Source organism: Streptomyces sp. NRRL B-1140 (genome assembly GCF_001280065.1).
Lineage (GTDB): Bacteria > Actinomycetota > Actinomycetes > Streptomycetales > Streptomycetaceae > Streptomyces.
Window position 1 is genome coordinate 12,948 of the sequence record NZ_LGEA01000025.1, and the last position, 18,331, is coordinate 31,278.

Here is an 18,331-nt window from a genome sequence, read left to right on the forward strand (position 1 = left end):
ATGCCCGTTCTCTGCATCGTCGCCTCCGTCCTGCTGCAGGCGGGCGTGTACGGCTTCGTGTCGGGCACGCTGGACTCCAGCGGCAGCCTGGCGCTGTCCTGCGCAGGATTCGGCGCCGCCGCGGTGCTGTTCAACACGGTTCTGCTGGCGCGCCGTCTGCGCAGGGGGCCCACCTCCACGCCCCCCGGGACCCGCGGTCTGCTCGTGGTGATGAACGTCGTCACGGCCGTCACCTTCCTCAGCTTCTACGCCTCACTGACCTGGGTGCCCGCCACGCTGGCAACCGGTGTCGAGACGGCGATGGGCCCGGTCGTGCTCGCGCTGCTCGGCCTCGTCGGACAGGGGCGCCGGGTGTCGCGGCAGGGCTGGTTCGCAGCGGTCGTGCTCGTGCTGCTCGGTGTCGTGATCGGACAGCGGTTCACCGCGGACGGCGCGGTCGGCCCGGGGGCGGCGGCAGGCCTCGCCCTGGTGGTCGTCGCCGGGGTCGGTGCGCCCCTGCTCGCCCTGGTGTCCGCCGAGTTGGGCCGGCGAGGCGTCGACCCGGTGTACGTCACGGCACACCGGTTCCACCTCACCTACCTCTGCGGCGGACTGCTCCTGCTCCTCGTCGGCGGACCCGGCGGCAACTGGACCGGGGAGCTGCTGACCATGCTGCTCACCGGCGTGCTGGCGGTGACCCTTCCGCTGTTCGCGCTGCAGGCGGGGCTGCAGCGTACGGACCCCATGGTGGCGATGGTCCTCCTCACCACGCTGCCGGGTGTCACCTACCTCGCGGAGACCGTCTTCCACGGCTCCTTCGACGCCGTCGCGCTCGCCCTGATCTGCGCCCTGATCCTGGTCGCGGTCTGGTACGTGCGGGCCTCCGGCAAAGACAAGCCCGTACCGGTCGCGGCACAGCAGCCCCTTGCCACCAAAGCGTGAGCCGCACCCCACCCGACAGGAACGAATGCATGGATCCGACGGCACAGCTCTACCTGGATCTGATGAAGAAGGTACTGGCGAACACCATCTACGAGGACGCGCCCGTACCGGCCAGCTGGGCCCCGGCGCACGAGTACGACGAGCTCAACCGCAGACTCGGCGTCGACTGGCCGAGCGTGGCGCACACCATGATCGGGATACGTCGCCTCGAGAACGTCGAGTACTGCGTGAAGACGGCACTCGCGGACGGCGTACCCGGTGACTTCATCGAGACCGGCGTGTGGCGCGGCGGCACCTGCATCTTCATGCGGGCCCTGCTCAAAGCCCACGGCGTGACCGACCGGAACGTGTGGGTGGCGGACTCCTTCGAGGGGATGCCGGCCGCGGACGCGTCGACCCACGCGGGGGACCGGGAGCTCGCGTCCGACCGCTACAACGACTTCATGGCGACGGATCTGCCCACGGTCCGCCGGAACTTCGAACGCTACGACCTGCTCGACGACCACGTGCGGTTCCTGCCCGGCTGGTTCCGCGACACGCTGCCCACCGCTCCCGTGGAACGACTCGCGGTGCTGCGGCTGGACAGCGACCTGTACGAGTCGACGATGGACACCTTGGTCCACCTGTACCCCCGGCTCTCGCCCGGCGGATTCGTGATCGTGGACGACTACCACATCCCCGTGTGCGCAGAGGCCGTGCACGACTGGAGGGCCGAGAACGGGGTCACGGACCCCATCCAGGACATCGACGGCCTGGGCGTCTTCTGGCGGCGTGCGGCATGAGCCCGACGAATGGAGCAGCGGAAGTGACCACAACCGCGGGCGAGGTCCTCGCCCTCGTCTGCGACCGGCTCGGCCTCCCGGCGGAACAGCTGGACCCCCGGCGCTCGTTCGTCGCTGCGGGAGCCGACTCGCTGGCACTCATGGCGCTGGCCAGGGCCGTGCAGTCCGAGTTCGGAGTGCGGGTTTCCCTGCGCGAGCTGTTCAACGACATCGACACCCCGGAGAAGCTGGCGGCAACGGTGGCGGACCGGGCCACGAGCCCTGCGGCCCCCGCCGTTCCGCCCCCCTCGGCTCGGATGCCCGTCGCGGCCCCGGAGCCCGTCCGGCCCGCTCCCGCCGCCACCCCGCCCGTCACACCGCCCCCGGCGGCGACCGGAGACGCTTTCGAGTCGGCGCTCGCCCTGTTCACCGACCAGCTGCAGCTGGCGGGCAAGATGATGACCCGCTTCTCCGAACTGACGGCCGAACAGCTGAAGGTCCTCAGCGCCCTGCGGCCCGACAAGGCCGCCGGAGCTCCGCCCGCCCTGCCCGCCGAGCGGCCCCGGCCCGGGACGGACCACACCGGTGCCACCACCGCCGGGCCCGCCCCCGACCCCGCGACCACCCGCCGTCCGCCGGCCCGGGTGCCCGCGCCCCCCACCGGCACACCCGGCCCCGAGCCCGCCGGCACCGCCACGGGCACGTCCCCCGACTTCAGCCTCTACTTCTTCGGCGACTACCCGGCATCCGACAGTGCCGTCGCCTACCAGCATCTGCTGCGGGCCGCGGAGTACGCCGACGAGCACGGCTTCCACGCCCTGTGGCTGCCGGAACGTCACTTCCACTCGTTCGGCGCCCTCTTCCCCAACCCTTCCGTCCTGGCGGCGTCCCTGGCCACACGCACCTCCCGGATCCGACTGCACGCGGGCTCCGTCGTGCTGCCCCTGCACCACCCCGTCCGGGTGGCCGAGGAGTGGGCCGTCGTCGACAACCTCTCCGGAGGGCGGGTCGGCCTCGGCTTCGCCAGCGGCTGGCACTCCACCGACTTCGTCCTGGCACCGGAGAACTACGGCCGGCAGCGGGACATCATGTACGAACACCTCGACACCTTCCGGCACCTGTGGTCCGGCCGACCGCTGACCATGACCTCCGGCTCCGGCGACGCGACGGAGGTGAGCCTGCACCCCAGGCCCGTACAGGGCGACGACGTCCCGCTGTTCGCCGCGGTCCTGTCCAACCCCGAGAGCTACGAGCGCGCCGCACGGGCCGGGCTCGGCATCGTCACCAACCTCATGGCGCAGAGCGTCGAGGACCTCGCGGCGAACATCGCCCGCTACCGTGCCGCCCGCGCGGCCCACGGCCTCGATCCCGCCGCCGGACGCGTCGTGGTCCTGGTGCACACCTACCTCGGGCCCGACGCGGACCGCGCGAGGCAGGAGGCCCGCAAGCCGTTCTGCGACTACCTGCGCTCCTCGATCGACCTGTTCGACAACGCCGCCAACAGCCTCGGCGTCGACGTGGACCTGCTGACCACGCACCAGGACGACCTCGACTACGTGCTCGACATGGCCTACGAGCGCTACTGCGAAACCCGGGCCCTGATCGGCAGCGCAGCCGAAGTGCGCCCCGTCCTGGACTCGTTGACGGCAGCCGGCGCGGATGAGATCGGATGCTTCATCGACTTCGGCGTCGCACCCGAGCGGATGCTCGCCGGGCTGCCCGAGCTCAACCGGCTGCGCGCCGCCTCCTCCGAACCCCGAACCGGAACCGCCCCCGGCCACGCCGTCCCCCGCACCGCCCCGGCCACCCCGCTGCAGCGCCGGCTGTGGCTGCTCGACCGGATGAACCCCGGGAGCCACACCTACTACGAGCCCAAGGCCCTGCTCATCGAGGGCCCGCTCGACACCGACGCGCTGCGGAGCGCCCTGCGTCGCGTCGTGGCCCGCCATCCGCAACTGCGCACGGTCTTCCGGGAGCACGAGCGCCGGCTGGAACAGATCGTGCTCGACACGGTCGCGGTGGACTGCCCGGTGACGGAACTGACCGGCCTGGACGACACGGCGGCACTCCTGCGGCTTCGGGACCTCATGGACGAGGCGGACTTCGACCTGGCCGCCGGCCCGCTGGTGCGCGCCGGGATCGGCAGGCTCGGCGAAGGGCGCCATCTGCTGTACCTCGTGGCGCATCACACCGTGCTCGACGCCCTGTCCACGCGCATCCTGTGCCGGGACCTCGCCGCCTACTACCGTGCCTGGCCGGGTGAACCCACCGACCTGCCCGAACTGCCCCGGTGGCCCTCCGGCACGCCGGAAAGCACCAGTGCCGACGGACTGGCCTACTGGCAGCGGGAACTGGCGGACGCCACCCCGCTCAGCCTGCCCACCGACCGGCCGCGCTCGACCGGACACGAGGTGCGCGGAGCGACGCTGGTGCACGAGATGGACGGCGAACTGAGCGGCGGCGTCCGCTCTCTCGCCCGGGCCGAGGGCTGCACGGTGTTCATGGCACTGCTCGGGGCGGTGTCCGCCACGCTCGGCCGGTTCGCCGCCCAGGACGACATCGTCATCGGTACGGCCGTGACGAACCGGCCCGAGAACGCCGCCGACGTGGTGGGCATGTTCGTCGAGACGGTCGCACTGCGGCTCGACCTGTCCGGCGGCATCGGCTTCCGTGAACTGCTGCACCGCGTCAAGGCCCGCACCACGGAGGCCATGGACCACAGCGACGTCCCGTTCGACCGGATCGTGGAGGCCGTCAACCCCGACCGCGGCAGCGGCGCGAACCCGCTGTTCCAGGTCATGGTGGAGTACGAGGAGGAGCGGGACTCCGTCTTCGAGGCCCCCGGGCTGACGGCGCAGCTCCGTCAAGTGCCGCGGACACAGGCCCCGTTCGGCCTGACCTTCTACTTCACCGATCACCCGGCGGGCATCCGCTGCACCGTCGAGTACGACGCCGCGCTCTTCGACGAGTCGACGGTGGAGCGGATCGTCGATTACGTCGAGAACCTGCTGCGTGGCTCGGTCGACGCTCCCCGCACCCCCCTCCGCGAGCTGCCGGCGCTGACCGCACGGGACGAGCGCGCCCTGGCCGGCTTCCAGGGCGAGCGCACCACCCCCGAACCCGCCACGCTTCACGGTCTGTTCGAGAAGCAGGCCGCTCTGACACCGGACGCCCTCGCGGTCGCCGGTGTGGGCGAACCGCTCACCTACGCGCAGCTCGACGACGCGGCCAACCGCCTCGCACGGCGACTCGCCGACCGGGGACTGGCCCAGGGCGAGGTCGCCGCGGTCGGCGTGCCACGCGGCCCGGGCCTGGTGACGGCGGTCCTCGCCGTGCTCAAGTGCGGCGCGGCCTACGTGCCGGTCGACCGCGCGCTGCCCGCCGAGCGGCGCTCCTTCATGCTGAAGGACAGCGGAGCCCGGTTCGTCATCGCCGACCGCACGCTCGACGAAGACCTGGCCGACACCCTGCCCTGCCCGGTCCAGTGGCTGGACGACGTGCCACCGGACGGGGCGGACGGGCCGCCGGAGCGGACCGTGGACGACGAGGCCACGGCGTACTTCATCTACACCTCGGGCTCCAGCGGCCGCCCCAAGCCGGTGGCCGTACCGCACCGGGGCCCGGTGAACCTGATCCGCTGGCAACTGCGCACGCTCGGCGCGATGCGGACCGTGCAGTGGGCATCGGCGGGCTTCGACGTGAGCGTCCAGGAGATCTTCTCCACCCTCGCCTCGGGGCAGGCACTCATCACCATCGACGACGAGACCCGCTACGACCCGGCGGCCGTCGCGGCGCAGCTGCGCCACTTCGAGGTGCAGCGGATGAGCGTGCCGTTCACCCCCCTCAAGTACCTGGTTCGGGAGCTGGCGACGGTGCCGTCCCTGCGCCAGCTGCTCATCGGCGGCGAGAAGCTGACCCTCACCCCCGAGCTGCGCGAACTCGCCGCCACGTGCCCCGAGCTGAGGCTGTACAACCAGTACGGGCCCACCGAGACGTCCGTCGTGGTCACCTCGCACCAGGTGGATCCGGCGACCGAGACGGTGGTGCCGATCGGACGGCCCGTGGACAACGTCACGCTCGTCGTCACCGACGACTCGGGGCGGCCGGTGCCCATCGGTGTGCCCGGCGAGCTCGTCATCGGCGGTGTCGCCGTCTCGCACGGCTATCACAACAACCCCGACACCACCGCGCGCAGCTTCTTCGACGCGCCCGGCTCGGGTGAACGGCGCTATCGCACCGGTGATCTGGTGCGCTGGCGCGACGACGGTGTCCTGGAGTACATCGGCCGCATCGACGACCAGGTGAAGATCCGCGGCTACCGAGTGGAACCCGAAGAGGCCCAATGGGCGCTCGGCCGCCTCGACGGTGTCCGCGAGGCCGTCGTCCTGGCCCGTCCCGACGAGTCGGGTGACACCGAACTCGCCGCCTTCGTGGTGCTGTCGCCGGCGCATGAGCCCGACGGCGACTGGAGCGCCCCCCTGCGCAAGCAGCTGGCCGCCGTACTGCCGCACTACCTCGTACCGCAGTCCTGGGTACGACTCGACCGGATCCCCTACGGCGCGACCGGCAAACTCGCCCGCGACGAACTCCTCACCCTGCGGGCCGAACCCGCCGTCACGGCCGAGGACTTCGAGCTCGACGAGCTGGAGGGGCGGGTGCACAAGCTGTGGGCGGCCGAACTGGGCGTCGACCCGATCGCGCCGGACCGCTCGTTCTTCGACATCGGCGGCAACTCGCTGTCCGCGGTCCGTGTCCTGGAGCGCGTCTTCATGGAGTTCGGGCAGCGCATCCCCGTGGCCGACTTCTTCGCCGCCCCGACGGTCCGCGGAGTCGCACACCGCCTGGCCGTCTTGCGGGGAGAGGAGGGCTGACATGGCCGGGCTCAGCGAGCGGGAGCTGCGACAGCGCATCGGTGCGCTCGTCGAGGAGGTGACCGGCGGCACGGCCGATCCGCGGACCTCGTTCTTCGACCTGGGACTCACCTCCCTGGCGCTCATGCGGGTCAAGGTCCGTCTGGAAACCGCGCTCGGCCTCCCCGTGGAGGACACCGCCCTCTTCGAGCACGGCAGCATCGCCGCGCTCGCCGCACACCTCGCGGCCGGCGAGGCCGACGTGCCCCAGGGCACCGGGCCCGGGCCGGCGGCCACCGACGGACGGGTCGCCGTGATCGGCATGGCCGTGCGCCTGCCGGGCGCACCGGACCTCGCCGCACTCTGGGAGAACCTGCGCGCCGGCCGGAGCAGCGTGCGCCGCCTGGATACCGGGCAGGGCGACGGGCGGGTGCGTGTCGCAGGGGTCGTCGACGACGCCGAGTGCTTCGACGCGGACCACTTCGGCATGAGCCGGAAAGAGGCAGGTCTCACCGATCCGGCGCACCGGCTGTTCCTGGAATGCTGCGCCCACGCCCTGGAGGACGGCGGGTACGCGGGCCACGCCCACGGACGCCGCATCGGGGTCTACGCCGGCGGTGGCATGAACCTGTACGGTCCCGGCCTGCCGTACTTCGCCCGGCACGGCATGGGCGGCGCCGCGTCCTCGGCGAACATCATGGAGGAGATGCAGGGGCTGATCGGCGGTCAGCAGGACTTCCTCGCCACCCGGGTCGCCTACCGCCTCGGTCTCACCGGCGCGGCCGTCGCCGTCCAGAGTGCCTGTTCGACCGGGCTCGTCGCCGTCCATCTGGCCGTTCAGTCACTGCTGTCGGGCGAGAACGACCTGGTCCTGGCCGGGGCCGCGGCCGTACATCTGCCCCAGGACGCGGGGTACACGCCCGACCCGGAGTTCATCCTGTCCCCGAGCGGGGTGTGCCGGGCCTTCGACGCCGCGTCGGACGGCACGGTCGGGGGCAACGGCGTGGCCGTCGTGCTGCTCAAGCGGCTGGACGCGGCCCTCGCCGACGGGGACGACATCCAAGCGGTCGTCCTCGGCTCCGCCGTCAACAACGACGGCGCCGCCAAGGCCGGTTTCACCGCCCCCGGTGTACAGGGCCATACGGAGGTCGTCCGGCTCGCCCTGGCCCGTGCGGGCATCGACGCCGACTCGGTCGGCCATGTGGAGGCTCACGGCACCGGCACCGAGCTGGGCGACCCCGTCGAGTTCGAGGCGCTGTCCCGGGCGTACCGCTCGCAGCGCGGCAGGACCGGGTTCTGCACCCTCGGCTCCGTCAAACCCAGCCTCGGGCACCTGGACACCTGTGCCGGAATGGCGGGGCTCGTCAAGACGGTGCTGATGCTGCGGCACGGCACCATCGTGCCCACCGCGAACGTGACCCGGCCGAGCCCCCGGCTGCCCTGGGACACCAGTCCGTTCCGCCTGGCCACCGCGGCCGAGGCATGGCGGACACCGCGGGGCGTCCCGCGCCGCGGCGGAGTCAGCGCGCTGGGGTTCGGCGGTACGAACGCCCACGTGCTCCTCGAAGAGGCGCCGGCCGCGCCGGTCCGCCCGCAGCCCGACCAGCCGCTTCCGGTCCCGATCAGCGCACGATCCCCGGAGGCCCTGTACGACGTCGCCACACGGCTTCGGGACGAGCTGCGGGCACGCCCCGGCCTCGGAGTCGCCGACGTCCACACCACGCTGGCGCTCGGCCGCACGCACCACCCCCACCGCACGGTGGTGCACGGCCGGACCGCCGCCGAACTGGCCGACGGCCTCGACCGGTTCCTGCGACGGCCCGGCGAGACACAACCGGCCACCGCGGGGCCGATCGCCTTCGCCTTCTCCGGGCAGGGCCAGGCCCTCGCGGGAACGGCATGGGAGCTGTACCGGCGACACCCCGTCGTGCGCGAGGTCCTGGACGCGTGCGAGGAGACGTACCGGCAGGCGGCCCACGGCAGCCTGCTCGACGCACTCCTCACACCGTCCGCCGACGGGGCGGGAGCGGACTCTCAGGCAGCCCGGTTCGCCCTACAGATGGCACTGGTACGGATGTGGCGGGAGTTCGGGGTGGAGCCCGAGTGCGTGCTCGGGCACAGCCTCGGCGAGATCGCGGCACTCTGCACGGCGGGTGCCTTCTCCCTCGCCGACGGGCTGCGCTTCACCGCCGCGCGGGACGACCTCATGCGAGCCGCCGCCCCCGGCCGCATGCTGGCCCTGAACGGCGACGCCGACACCGTCGAGGAGCTGTGCGCCGGGCTGCCGGTGGAGATCGCCGCGATCAACGGGCCGCGTTCCCTCGTGCTGTCCGGTGACCCCGAGGCCGTCGAGGCGGCCCACCGGACACTGGCCGGACAGGACATCGCCTGCCGACAACTCGACGTGGACCGGGCCTTCCACTCCGCGCTGCTCGACCCGGTGCTCCCCGCGCTGAGGGAGGCCGCCCGGTCCCTCACCTTCACGCCGCTGCGGCTGCCGTGCGGCGACAGCGCCCGAGGCGAGGTGCTCCCCGCGGGATCCGTGGTGAACGCGGACCATCTGGTGCGCCAGGCGCGCCGGCCCGTGCTGTTCCAGCGGACGCTGGCCGCCGTGCACGCACTGGGTCACTCCGACTTCCTGGAGCTCGGGCCCGCCGACGTGCTCACCTCACTGGCCAGGACGGCGCTGCCCGGCAGTCACTGGACCGCGAGCCTGGCCGGTACCGGAGGGGGACCGCACGAGGCACTGGCAGAGCTGTACCGCCGGGGCGTGCGTCTGGACTGGCGGGCCGTCGGCGCGGGCGGCGGCCGGGTCCGGCTGCCCGGCTATCCCTTCCGCCGCGAGCCGTACCCCACGCCGGCGCCGCCCTGGCTCACCCGGGAGAAGCCGCCGGGGGAGGGGCCGCTCCCGTCGGCGGGCACGGCGCCCGGGCCGGCCCCCTCCACGGATGCGGCCACCGCACCGGCCACCGTCCTCACGGTGCCCCCGGCCCCCGCACCCGCCGTGACGACGGCCCCGGCACCCGTCACCCCGCCACACGCCCTGAGGGCGGTCGCCGGGCAGCAGCTCGCGTCCCTGGAGGACCTCGTCGACGGCACCCACGACCTGATGAACGCACAACTGCGCACCCTGTCCGGCCTCGTCGGCGGAGACCCGCGGTGAGCGGCGAAAGGACCCCGTCCATGCACCAGAACGACAACCCCCTGGTTCTCGCACTCGACTACCCCGGATACCGGAAGGAGGCACGGATCGAGGAACTGGGTCTGGAGCGGCACGGGTTCCGTGTCCACAACCTGCTGCGGGGCCCTCTGCCGCGGGCGGTGAGCGGCTCCGGCTACGCGGCCCGCCTGCTGGCGAACGTGCCGTCCGGGGCGGGTCCGGTCGCGGCGGTCGCCGCGTACTGCGCCTCGGCGCCGCTCGCCTTCGAGGTGGCCGCCGCCCTGGGCGGCAGGCCACCGGCGATCGTGCTGTTCGACGCCGAGGCGACATCCCCGGAGACGATCGCGGCGGACTACCGCGCGAGGCTCGCCGGCCTCGGCGTCCCACCGGACGAGCGGGAACCGAGCCGGCCGGTCGATGCCGTGGCCCTGACCGACGACCCCGAGCGCCTCGTCGACGAGCTGACCGGCGAACTGGCTCGCAGGGCCCGCGCGGCGCTGCGCGCGGCGGGTGCCGACGAGGCGGAGAGCGCGGCGAGCGCCACGCACATGGTGAGCGCGTACACGGACTGGCTCACCCATCTGGTGGCGGCCCACCACGCGCGCACCCGGCCCTGGGAGGGGGAGGTGCTGCGACTGGGCTCCGCGGACAGCGACCCGTTCGGTTTCCCCTGCGCTGCCGGTCGCAGTTCACGCGCACTGCGCCTGAACTGCGACCGGTTCGAGCTGCTCAGGTCCGAGGAGACGCGTGCGGTGGTCCTGGAGGCCCTGGGCCTCGCGGACACGCCGGACACGGGGGAGAGGACTGCGCGTTGCCCGGCCGCGTAGGGGATTCGATCGCCGCACAGGTCCGGCGCCGTCCCCGTGCCGCCGCGCTGGTCGCACCCGACGGCACGCTGGACTACGCCGAACTCGACCGCCGATCGGCCGACTTGGCCGGACATTTGACGCGCCAGGGGGTGCGCGCCGGGGACGTCGTGCTCATCCAGGCCTCCCGCGGCGTCGCTCTCGGTGTGGCCGTCCTCGCCGTGCTCCGCTCGGGAGGGGCCTTCTGCGTCGTGGACCCGCAGTATCCGGCAGACCGCGTCCAGCACATGTGGCGGCGCAGCCACGCCCGGTTCGCGCTGGTCGAGCCGGGCCTGCGGACCCCCGACGAGCCGGACGGGCCCGTCGTGATTCCCCTCCGGGAGTACCCCACGTCCGGCGCGGCGCACGGCGCCCCGGCACCCCACGTGCCCGCGCCCGGCAGCGAGGATCCCGCTTACCTGGTCTTCACGTCCGGGTCCACCGGAGGGCCCAAGGCGGTCTCCATGCCGCACCGCTGCGTGGACAACCTGATCGAATGGACGCTGGCCAGTACGTCCCCCGAGCCGCTGCGCACCCTGATGTTCGCCCCGCTCGGCTTCGACGTGTTCGTCCAGGAGGTCCTCACCGCCTGGTGCAGCGGGGGCTGCCTGTACACGCCGTCCGACGCCGAACGCGTCGACCTGCAGCGGATGTGGGAGCTGTGCCGGGAATGGGGGATCCAGCGGATCTTCCTGCCTCCCGTGGCCCTGCGCCGACTGGCGGAGCTTACCGCCGAGTTCGGCATCCTGCCCGGGGCTCTGCGCGAGGTGGCGGTGGCCGGTGAGGCCCTGCACATCACGCCCGCCGTCCGGGACCTGTTCACACGGCTGCCTGCCGCGCGTCTGCACAACCACTACGGGCCGGCGGAGACCCATGTCGCCGTCGCCCACACCCTCACCGGTCCGCCGCACTCCTGGCCCGACCTGCCCCCCATCGGGCGCCCGCTTCCCGGCATGACGGCCCACGTCGACCCGCCGGCACAGGGCGGCGAACTGTGGCTGGCCGGGGCCGGCCTCGCCCACGGATACGTGCACGATCCGAAGCAGACGCGCGAGCGGTTCCGCAGCAGGCGGATCGAGGGCCGGCCCGTACGCGCGTACCGCACCGGCGACCTGGTGCGCGAGCGGCCCGACGGAGTCCTGGAGTACCTGGGACGGACCGACGGACAGCTCAAGATCCGCGGGTACCGGGTCGAGCCGGGCGACATCGAGACCATCCTGCTCCGCCATCCCGCGGTGCGCGAGTGCGCCGTGACGGCCTGGACACCGCCCGGCGCCGACGAACGCAAACTGGTCGCGCATGTCGTGGCCGGGCCCGGCCAGGCCCCCGAGGCGGGCGAACTGCGTGCCCACGTCGCCCGGCTGCTGCCCGACTACATGGTTCCGCACCACGTGGTCCTCGCACCCGAGCTGCCGCTCTCCCCGAACGGGAAGATCGACCGCCGTCGGCTCCCCGAGCCCGGCGAGGCGGACGACGGCGCCGGTCCGCTCCCCGAGCCCGGCGATGTGCGGTCGGCCGTCACCGTCATCTGGTCGACGGTCCTCGGCGTCGCCGACATACCTCCCGACCGGCACTTCGCGGACCTGGGCGGCACCTCGCTCTCCGCCGCGCTGGTCGTCACCCGCATCCAACAACGCTTCCAGGTCCGGGTGTCCGTGCAGGAGTTCCTGTACGACCCCCGGGTGGACGCGATCACCGCGCTGATCACGGAACGAGCCGCCGCATGAGCCTTCCGACCGCACGGGGCGGGCCGCACGAACGCGCCGCCTGGATCCGGGCCTTCCACGACACCCACGACCAGGCCCGCACGCTCGTGTGCTTCCCCCACGCCGGCGGCACCGCGGGCCAGTACTTCCCGCTCTCCGCTGCGCTCGCGCCCGACGTCAGGGTCCTGGCGGTGCAGTATCCGGGCCGCCAGGACCGCTGCACCGAGCCCGCCTTCGAGGACGTCACGCTGCTCGCGGACGCAATCGCCCGACTGCTCGCCGAACCGCGGCCGGCCGCCCCTCCGGTCCTGTTCGGACACAGCCTGGGCGCCCTGGTCGCCTTCGAGACGGCCACCAGGCTCGAGCACCGGTACGGTGCGTCGCCCGCGGGACTGATCGTCTCCGGCATGCAGGCGCCGTACCGGCGCACGGCCCCGCGACTGCCGGGCGACGACGAGGAGGCCGCCCTCGAAGCGCTGCTGAGGCTCGGCGGCACCGACCCGGCCATCGCCGTCCACCCCGAGCTGCGGGCGATGGTCCTGCCGGCCCTGCGCAGCGACTTCCGGGCCGCCGCCGCCTACCGGCCCGGCAGCTGCCCCTCGCTGCTCTCCTGCCCCGTCACCGCGTGGACGGGCCGGGACGACGAACTCACCCACGGCGACGTACAGGCGTGGGCCGAGCACACCACCGCCGGGTTCCACACCCGGGACTTCGCCGGCGGCCACTTCTATCTGAACGGCTTCCCGCCGCTGATCGTGGAGGCGGTACGCACCGCGCTCACCCGCACCACCGGCGCGATCGCGCGGGCCCGGACCAGGACGGACACATGAGGCTTCTGCTGCTGGCCGTGGGAACCTTCCTCATCGGCACCGACGTGTTCGTCATCGCCGGCATGCTGCCCCAGATCGGCGACTCGCTGAGCGTCTCCATAGCGGCGGCGGGACAGCTCATGACGGTGTTCTCCGTCGGGTACGCGGTGCTCGGCCCGCTGCTCGCGGTCCCTCTCAGCCGCCGCTCACCCAGGGCCGCGCTCACCGCCGCGCTGGTCGCCGTCGCCGCGGGGAACGTCGTCTGCGCGGTCGCCGACTCGCTGCCGGCCGCCATGGCCGGGCGGCTGCTCGTCGCCGCCGGGGCCTGTCAGTTCACCCCGCACGCCTGCTCGCTCGCGGCTTCCCTCGCTCCGGAGGGACGCTCCGGCAAGTCCCTCGCGCTGGTCACCAGCGGCCTGGTGATGGGGTCGGTCGTGGGCGTGCCCTCGGGCACCTGGGCGGCGGACGTCTTCGGCTGGCGGCCCACGCTCACGGTCCTCGCAGCGGCCACCGCCGCCGTGGCCGTGCCCCTCGCGGCCGGGCTGCGCGGCGTCGACTCCGAGCACACCGCCCACCGGCCTCGGGAACGTTTCGCCGCCCTGCGCGGACCACTGGTCCGCATGGTGCTGACCGTCACGGTCTTCGCCGTGATCGCGGAGTACGCGGTGCTGACCTACGCCGCCACGGTGTTCGCCGAGGCGACCGACGGGCAGGGCGGACGGCTCGCGGTGCTGCTGTTCGCCTTCGGGCTCGGTGGCCTGGCCGGCAACGCCCTCGCCGGCGCCTACATGGACCGTCCGGCGGGCCGGCGACTCGTCCTGGCCTCGGTGGCCGGCATGACCGTCGTCTTCCTGGCGATGCCACAGCTGACCGGGTCGTTCCCGGGCGCGCTCGTCGCCATGCTGCTGTGGGGGGTCAGCGGCTGGATGTACGCCGCACCACAGCAGCACCGCCTGCTCCGGCTGGCCGGCCCGGCGGGATCCGTGGCCGTGTCCCTGAACAGCTCCGTCATCTACGTGGGCGCCGCACTCGGGGGCGCGGTCGGCGGACTGTTCCTGGGACAGGTGGCACCCCGATGGCTCCCGCTGACGGCAGCGGTGCTGTGCGCGGCCGCGGTGGTGACCGAACTGCGCCTCCTGCGCAGGGACCGGCCCACCGAACCCGCGACCGTAGCCGTCTGAGGAGCGTGTCCGACGCGTGAGAGGGCGCACGCCGCCACCGCGTTCAGAGCGGCGGGGAAAGCCGCGTACCGCCGAAGCGACCGAACAGGCAGGAGATACCCATGGCAGCAGAAGGACGCACGCTCACGGACCGGTTCCAGGACGTGGTGGAGCGGTTCCCGGACAAGACCGCGGTGACCACGGCGCAGGGCGAAGTCACCTACCGCCAACTGGACGAACGGGCCGACGCGCTCGGACACGCGCTCACTCGCACAGGGGTGCGGCCGGGAGCGGTGGTGGCCCTGCTCGCCCCCCGGGACGCGGACCTGCTCGTGGGCATGCTCGGCATCCTCAAGGCGGGTGCCGCGTACCTGCCGATCGACCCCGGCTCGCCCGCGGACCGCATCCGGTGGACCGTCGAGGACAGCAGGTCGCCCGTCGTCGTGTCCACCGCGGCGCTGAGCGGACCGCTCTGCGGCCTGGACGCCGACGTCGTCCTGCTGGACTCTCTCCCCGCCGCCCCGAGCCGGGCGGACCGCGCGAAGCCGCCTTCCGCCGACGGCGACGACCTCGCCTATGTGATCTACACGTCCGGGTCCACCGGCCTGCCCAAGGGCGTGAAGGTGGAACACCGCAGCGTTGTGCGTCTCTTCGACGTGACCCAGCCCCTCTTCGGCTTCGACGAGAACGACGTCTGGAGCGCGTTCCACTCGGCCGCCTTCGACTTCTCCGCGTGGGAGATCTGGGGTGCGCTGCTCTTCGGCGGGCGGCTGGTGATGGTGCCGCAGGAGACGGCCCGTTCGCCGAAGGACTTCCACGCGCTGCTCCTCGCGCAGGGAGTGACGGTGCTCAACCAGACGCCGTCCGCCTTCCGGCGGCTCGCCGCGACGCAGGCGCGGGCAGCCCACCCGCTGCCGCGGCTGCGGACGGTGGTACTCGGTGGCGAGAGGCTCGACCCCGCCACGCTGCGCCCCTGGGTCGAGCGGCACGGTGACGAACACCCGCGTCTGGTGAACATGTACGGCATCACCGAAGCGACCGTGCACAGCTCCTACCGCCGGCTGCTCCGTGCCGACCTCGAAGGGGAAGGACCCAGCCCGATCGGGGAGCCCCTGCCCGATCTCGCCTTCCACGTCCTGGACGAGGACGAACGGCCCGTCGAGGAGGGCGAACCCGGCGAGCTGTACATCGAAGGCCCCGGACTGGCCCGCGGCTACCTGAGCCGCCCCGACCTGGACAAGGAGCGGTTCGTCGAGGTCGTCGGCGCCGACGGCGTACCGCGCCGCTGCTACCGCACCGGTGACCGGATCGTCGCCCTGCCCGGCGGCGGTTACGGCTACCTCGGCCGCACCGACGATCAGCTGAAGATCCGGGGCCACCGGGTGGAGCCCGGGGAGATCGAGTCGCTCATCGACCGCCATCCGGACGTGACGCAGTCCGTCGTCCTGCCGCACGACCATGGCGAGGACGACGTCAGGCTCATCGCCTACGTCGCGTCCCGCACGGCAGGTCCCGAGCTCGCGGCGGTGCTCGCCGAGCGGGCCGCCGCCGCGCTGCCCGCGTACATGCGACCGTCCAGGTACGTCGTGCTGCCCGAGCTTCCGCTCACGCTCAACGGCAAGGTCGACACAGCGCGGCTGCCCTCCCCGCAAACGCCCCGGGCGTCCGCCCAGGGCCCGGACGCGGCCGGCTCCGCACGGACCGGTACGGAAGAGCGGATCGCCGAGGTGTGGCGCGCCGTTCTGGACGTCCCCCGGGTGGAGCGCGACGCCGACTTCTTCGACCTCGGCGGCACTTCGCTGTCGCTGCTGCGCATGTTCGACCGTGTCAACGAGGTGTTCGGACTCGACCTCGACATCACCGTGCTGATCGACGGCGCGACGGTCCGCCTCCTCGGGCGGCACGTCGACGCCGCGCTGACCGCGTCACCGACCGAGGAGACCGCATGACCACGCAGACCACCGACTTCTCCCTCAACGCGGAGGAGCTGGCCGCCTTCCACCGGCAGGGCTTCGCCGGACCCTTCACCCTCTACGAGCCGTCGGAGATCAGGACGGCGTGGGGGAGGGCCCGCCTCGAACTCCTCGACCGCAGCGCCGCCGTGTACCAGGACGGCGCCGCGATATCGGGCGCCACGAACATCTCGAACTACGACCGTCATCTGGATCACGGCTTCCTGGCCGAGCACATCGCCCGGCCGGAGATCGTCGACCGGGTCGGCAGCATCCTCGGCCCCGACGTGCTGTGCTGGCGCAGCGAGTTCTTCCCCAAGTACCCGGGGGACGAGGGCACCGACTGGCACCAGGCGGACACCTTCGCCAACGCCTCGGGAGCCCCGCAGATCCAGTGGCCGGGCGGGTCCGACTTCGGCGGCACCATCACCGTGTGGTGCGCGTTCAGCGACGCCACCGTCGACATGGGCTGCCTGCAGTTCATTCCCGGCACGCATCGCACCATGTTCTACGACGAGACCAAGCGGATGCACTACGCGCCGGACCGCAACACCGCGGTGGAGAAGGACGGCGTACGGCGTGGATTCTTCGGCTACGACTACCGGGAACTGCAGATCGACCCGGAGTGGAAGCCGGACGAGTCGCAGGCGGTGTCCATGGAGATGAAGGCGGGGCAGTTCATCGTCTTCTGGTCCACGCTCATGCACGCCTCACATCCGCACGCCGGGACGACGAAGGACATGCGGATGGGTTTCGCCTCCCGCTACGTGCCCACCTCCGTGCAGGTCTACCCCGGGACCTCCGTCATCGAGGAGTACGGCGGCCGCGTCGGCCTCGACCGCTACGGGGCGGTGCTGGTCGGCGGCACGGACACCTACGGGCACAACCGTCTGGTCGACCGCACCACCCGCGACCAGCCGTTCCGCCACCGGCCCGGGCGACGGACCCAGGGATGACGGAACCCGAGGGCGTCGCCGCAGGGGCGAACGACGCGACGCGCCGGCTGGCGACGGCACTGGTCGACAGCGCCACCCTCGTCCGTGCCGTGCCGGAACGACTGAGGGTGGCACCGGCCGAGGGAGTCCCACCGGGCTCGGTACCGGCGCTCCAGCGTCTGCTGAACCGGCTCACCGACGCGCTGGAGCTGCCCCGGCTCGACGTGGTGCCGCAACCTGCCCGGCCCTGGTCCGTGGAGATCGCGCTCAGCAGGCGCCTGGCACTGGGCTCCGGCGGGTACGACGCGGTCGCGGGCGGTGCCCGGCCGGGCCCTGGCGCGTCCGGGGACGTCGAGGGCGTCGCACGGTCCGCGTCGGCGGCTCTCCCCGGCCGGCCGGTCATGGTGCCCGCGTACGACGGCACCCCGCTGCGCTGCTTCACGGCCGGGCGGGAGGACCGTCCGGCCGTCGCCCTCGTGACGGCGTGCGGCATGCCGGTGGGCCTGGTGGCCCGCTGGATGGCGGCACTGTCCGGCTCCTACCGGGTGGTGACCTGGGAGAGCCGCGGGATGTTCCCCACGGGGACCGGCCCGAGCGCGCTCGCGGACCACGGTCTCGCCGCGCAGGCCGGTGATCTGCTGGCGGTCCTCGACGGGTTCGGCATCCGGCGGGCGCACATCATGGGACTGTGCGGGGGCGCCGCCATCGCGCTGGCCGCCGCTTCCGGCTCGGCACGCGTGATGTCCATGAGCCTGTGGCACGGCGACTACGAACTGGGCGCTGCAGCGCCCAAGACCGACCACCAGCGAGACGTCGGGTCACTGCTCGCCAGGGCCTCCCGGAACCTGGAACAGGCCGCCGGGCTGCACCGGCTGATGCGACGCCCGTCCGCGCTGAACGGCATGCGCCCCGACCTCGCCCACCACCTCATTCACCCCTATGCGACTCCCGGCCTGCTGCACCGCTACGGCCTGCTCAACGGCGCGATCATGTCCACGGACTGCCGCCCCTTCCTGGCAGCCGGCCAGCCGGCTCTGGTGGTCAGCAGCCCCCAGGACACGACGGCCCACCCCGCGGGATCCGAGTACGTCGCGACGCGGCTCACCCGGGCGGACCTGCGCATGCTGCCGGACGGAGATCACCTCGGCGCCTTCGACGCGGGCCCGGAACTGGTCCGCCTGGCCGAGGAATTCCTCCACGACGTCAGCGCACCCCACCGGAAGGACACGTGA

General features: G+C 72.8%; 11 protein-coding genes. All 11 read left to right on the forward strand.

Going from position 1 to position 18,331, the window contains the following annotated elements:
• The 11 genes from ADK65_RS04180 (at position 1) to ADK65_RS04230 (ending at position 18,331) form a co-directional block, all read left to right on the forward strand.
• A complete protein-coding gene (locus tag ADK65_RS04180) occupies positions 1-921 on the forward strand; it encodes a hypothetical protein (RefSeq protein WP_053668410.1) in 921 nt (306 codons plus the stop codon).
• Between the two features lie 29 nt (positions 922-950).
• A complete protein-coding gene (locus tag ADK65_RS04185) occupies positions 951-1,703 on the forward strand; it encodes a TylF/MycF family methyltransferase (protein ID WP_053668411.1) in 753 nt (250 codons plus the stop codon).
• 23 nt (positions 1,704-1,726) lie between these two features.
• A complete protein-coding gene (locus ADK65_RS04190; RefSeq protein WP_053668412.1) occupies positions 1,727-6,553 on the forward strand; it encodes a non-ribosomal peptide synthetase in 4,827 nt (1,608 codons plus the stop codon).
• Position 6,554: 1 nt separating this feature from the next.
• Complete coding sequence (locus ADK65_RS04195; RefSeq protein WP_053668413.1) at positions 6,555-9,695, forward strand: type I polyketide synthase; 3,141 nt, start codon at positions 6,555-6,557, stop codon at positions 9,693-9,695.
• Between the two features lie 20 nt (positions 9,696-9,715).
• Positions 9,716-10,519, forward strand: coding sequence for a hypothetical protein (locus ADK65_RS04200; RefSeq protein WP_053668414.1), 804 nt, complete (start codon positions 9,716-9,718; stop codon positions 10,517-10,519).
• Complete coding sequence (locus tag ADK65_RS04205) at positions 10,504-12,264, forward strand: non-ribosomal peptide synthetase (protein WP_053668415.1); 1,761 nt, start codon at positions 10,504-10,506, stop codon at positions 12,262-12,264. Before ADK65_RS04200 ends, ADK65_RS04205 begins: the two co-directional genes overlap by 16 nt.
• Positions 12,261-13,073, forward strand: a complete 813-nt coding sequence (locus tag ADK65_RS04210) for a thioesterase II family protein (RefSeq protein ID WP_063787989.1) — start codon at positions 12,261-12,263, stop codon at positions 13,071-13,073. Before ADK65_RS04205 ends, ADK65_RS04210 begins: the two co-directional genes overlap by 4 nt.
• Complete coding sequence (locus ADK65_RS04215) at positions 13,070-14,233, forward strand: MFS transporter (RefSeq protein WP_053668416.1); 1,164 nt, start codon at positions 13,070-13,072, stop codon at positions 14,231-14,233. The genes ADK65_RS04210 and ADK65_RS04215 overlap by 4 nt, the downstream gene beginning before the upstream one ends.
• A 101-nt stretch (positions 14,234-14,334) precedes the next feature.
• Entirely contained in the window at positions 14,335-16,161 is a 1,827-nt protein-coding gene (locus ADK65_RS04220; RefSeq protein ID WP_053668417.1) for an amino acid adenylation domain-containing protein, read from the forward strand.
• The gene (locus ADK65_RS04225; RefSeq protein ID WP_053668418.1) at positions 16,158-17,120 is read left to right on the forward strand and encodes a chlorinating enzyme; all 963 of its coding nucleotides are present in this window, start codon (positions 16,158-16,160) and stop codon (positions 17,118-17,120) included. The genes ADK65_RS04220 and ADK65_RS04225 overlap by 4 nt, the downstream gene beginning before the upstream one ends.
• Positions 17,117-18,331 carry an alpha/beta fold hydrolase gene (locus ADK65_RS04230; RefSeq protein WP_053668419.1) on the forward strand — a complete coding sequence of 405 codons (1,215 nt, stop codon included), beginning with the start codon at positions 17,117-17,119 and terminating at the stop codon, positions 18,329-18,331. Before ADK65_RS04225 ends, ADK65_RS04230 begins: the two co-directional genes overlap by 4 nt.

Coding starts and splice junctions, on each gene's coding strand:
- ADK65_RS04180 (WP_053668410.1), top strand. CDS start 1: ATGCCCGTTCTCTGCATCGTCGCCTCCGTCCTGCTGCAGGCGGGCGTG.
- ADK65_RS04185 (WP_053668411.1), top strand. CDS start 951: ATGGATCCGACGGCACAGCTCTACCTGGATCTGATGAAGAAGGTACTG.
- ADK65_RS04195 (WP_053668413.1), top strand. CDS start 6,555: ATGGCCGGGCTCAGCGAGCGGGAGCTGCGACAGCGCATCGGTGCGCTC.
- ADK65_RS04200 (WP_053668414.1), top strand. CDS start 9,716: ATGCACCAGAACGACAACCCCCTGGTTCTCGCACTCGACTACCCCGGA.
- ADK65_RS04210 (WP_063787989.1), top strand. CDS start 12,261: ATGAGCCTTCCGACCGCACGGGGCGGGCCGCACGAACGCGCCGCCTGG.
- ADK65_RS04215 (WP_053668416.1), top strand. CDS start 13,070: ATGAGGCTTCTGCTGCTGGCCGTGGGAACCTTCCTCATCGGCACCGAC.
- ADK65_RS04220 (WP_053668417.1), top strand. CDS start 14,335: ATGGCAGCAGAAGGACGCACGCTCACGGACCGGTTCCAGGACGTGGTG.
- ADK65_RS04225 (WP_053668418.1), top strand. CDS start 16,158: ATGACCACGCAGACCACCGACTTCTCCCTCAACGCGGAGGAGCTGGCC.
- ADK65_RS04230 (WP_053668419.1), top strand. CDS start 17,117: ATGACGGAACCCGAGGGCGTCGCCGCAGGGGCGAACGACGCGACGCGC.